The organism is Xenorhabdus santafensis (assembly GCF_033949405.1).
In the GTDB taxonomy this organism is placed as follows: domain Bacteria; phylum Pseudomonadota; class Gammaproteobacteria; order Enterobacterales; family Enterobacteriaceae; genus Xenorhabdus; species Xenorhabdus santafensis.
This window is the reverse complement of the sequence record NZ_VCDN01000379.1, coordinates 1-297: the sequence shown is the minus strand read 5'-3', so window position 1 is coordinate 297 and position 297 is coordinate 1. Positions and strand designations below refer to the sequence as shown.

Here is a 297-nt window from a genome sequence, read left to right as displayed (position 1 = left end):
TTCTTTAATACATCGATTACAAAATTAATTGCTGGTGATAATCATGAAGCGATTGAATATGTAGAATTAACAAATCATGAAACAGGTGAGGTTTCTCATTTACCTATTGATGAAGTTATTATTAATCATGGATATGAACGTGACATTACATTATTAGAAAATAGTGAGTTGGACGTTGCAATTATAGATAATTATTATATTGCAGGTAATGCAAATAGTGAGTCTTCAGTAGATGGATTATATGCTGCTGGAGATATTTTAAAGCACGAAGGGAAACTACACTTAATTGCAGGTGCA

The 297-nt window shown here is 31.0% G+C and carries 1 protein-coding gene; it reads left to right on the top strand.

Features of this window, described 5'->3' with window-relative positions; translation table 11 throughout:
• Positions 1 to 297 (top strand): FAD-dependent oxidoreductase (locus FE392_RS22815; RefSeq protein WP_319931965.1); only part of this gene is annotated, 297 nt, incomplete at both ends.